The sequence below is a fragment of the Micromonospora sp. NPDC005707 genome, assembly GCF_040631005.1.
Classification (GTDB): Bacteria; Actinomycetota; Actinomycetes; order Mycobacteriales; family Micromonosporaceae; genus Micromonospora.
The window spans coordinates 1,486-3,266 of record NZ_JBEXYR010000038.1; the positions used below are offsets into that span (position 1 = coordinate 1,486).

Consider the following 1,781-nt stretch of genomic DNA (forward strand, 5'->3'; position numbering starts at 1 on the left):
CTTAATGCGCCGCGGATTTGCCTACGGCACGGCCTACACGCTTACCCCGGCACAACCACCGGCCGGGCTCAGCTACCTTCCTGCGTCACCCCATCGCTTGACTACTACCCGCCAGGTTCCCACGCTCGCCTCGTTCGGTCCGAAGACCTCCCGAGGTTCGGGTGGTTAGCACAACGAGGTTCGTCAGGGTCGCTCTTTCGCGGGTACGGGAATATCAACCCGTTGTCCATCGACTACGCCTCTCGGCCTCGCCTTAGGTCCCGACTCACCCAGGGCGGATTAGCCTGGCCCTGGAACCCTTGGTCATCCGGCGGAAGGGTTTCTCACCCTTCTTTCGCTACTCATGCCTGCATTCTCACTCGTGCCGCGTCCACAACTAGGTCACCCCGTTGCTTCACTCGCGGCACGACGCTCCCCTACCCATCCACACACCTGCACAAGGAATCAAGTCCAAGCGAGGTTAAAATGTGAATGCCACAGCTTCGGCGGTGTGCTTGAGCCCCGCTACATTGTCGGCGCGGAACCACTTGACCAGTGAGCTATTACGCACTCTTTAAAGGGTGGCTGCTTCTAAGCCAACCTCCTGGTTGTCTATGCGACCCCACATCCTTTTCCACTTAGCACACGCTTAGGGGCCTTAGCTGGTGATCTGGGCTGTTTCCCTCTCGACTACGAAGCTTATCCCCCGCAGTCTCACTGCCGCGCTCTCACTTACCGGCATTCGGAGTTTGGCTGATTTCGGTAAGCTTGTGGGCCCCCTAGACCATCCAGTGCTCTACCTCCGGCAAGAAACACGCGACGCTGCACCTAAATGCATTTCGGGGAGAACCAGCTATCACGGAGTTTGATTGGCCTTTCACCCCTAACCACAGGTCATCCCCCAACTTTTCAACGTTGGTGGGTTCGGCCCTCCACGCGGTCTTACCCGCGCTTCAGCCTGCCCATGGCTAGATCACTCCGCTTCGGGTCTAGAGCATGCGACTGAATACGCCCTATTCAGACTCGCTTTCGCTACGGCTCCCCCACACGGGTTAACCTCGCCACATGCCACTAACTCGCAGGCTCATTCTTCAAAAGGCACGCCGTCACCCCGCAAGGCTCCGACGGATTGTAGGCGAACGGTTTCAGGTACTATTTCACTCCCCTCCCGGGGTACTTTTCACCATTCCCTCACGGTACTCGTCCGCTATCGGTCACCAGGAAGTATTTAGGCTTACCAGGTGGTCCTGGCAGATTCACGGCAGATTTCAGGGGTCCGCCGCTACTCGGGAACACCCACAGAAGGTCAGCAACTTTCACCTACCGGACTATCACCGTCTACGGTCAGCCTTTCCAGACTGTTCGACTAGCCACTGACTTTGTAACTTCTCGAGCGTGTGTCAGCACACTCAGCAGGGTCCCACAACCCCGACCACGCAACCCCTGACAGGTATCACACGCAGCCGGTTTAGCCTCAATCCGCTTTCGCTCGCCACTACTCACGGAATCACTTGTTGTTTTCTCTTCCTACGGGTACTGAGATGTTTCACTTCCCCGCGTTCCCTCCACACACCCTATGTGTTCAGGTGTGGGTGACACCACATGACTGGTGCCGGGTTTCCCCATTCGGACACCCTGGGATCACAGCTTGGTTGACAGCTCCCCCAGGCCTATCGCGGCCTCCCACGTCCTTCATCGGCTCCTGGTGCCAAGGCATCCACCGTTCGCCCTTGACAACTTGACCACAAAGATGCTCGCGTCCACTGTGCAATTCTCAACAAACGACCAACCCACAACCCGAC

The 1,781-nt window shown here is 57.7% G+C and carries 1 rRNA gene (running past one end of the window); it reads right to left on the reverse strand.

Features of this window, described 5'->3' with window-relative positions:
• Positions 1–1,723, reverse strand: a 23S ribosomal RNA gene (locus ABZ452_RS32315); it reaches 1,485 nt to the left of the window's first position.
• Between the last annotated feature and the right edge of the window lie 58 nt (positions 1,724–1,781).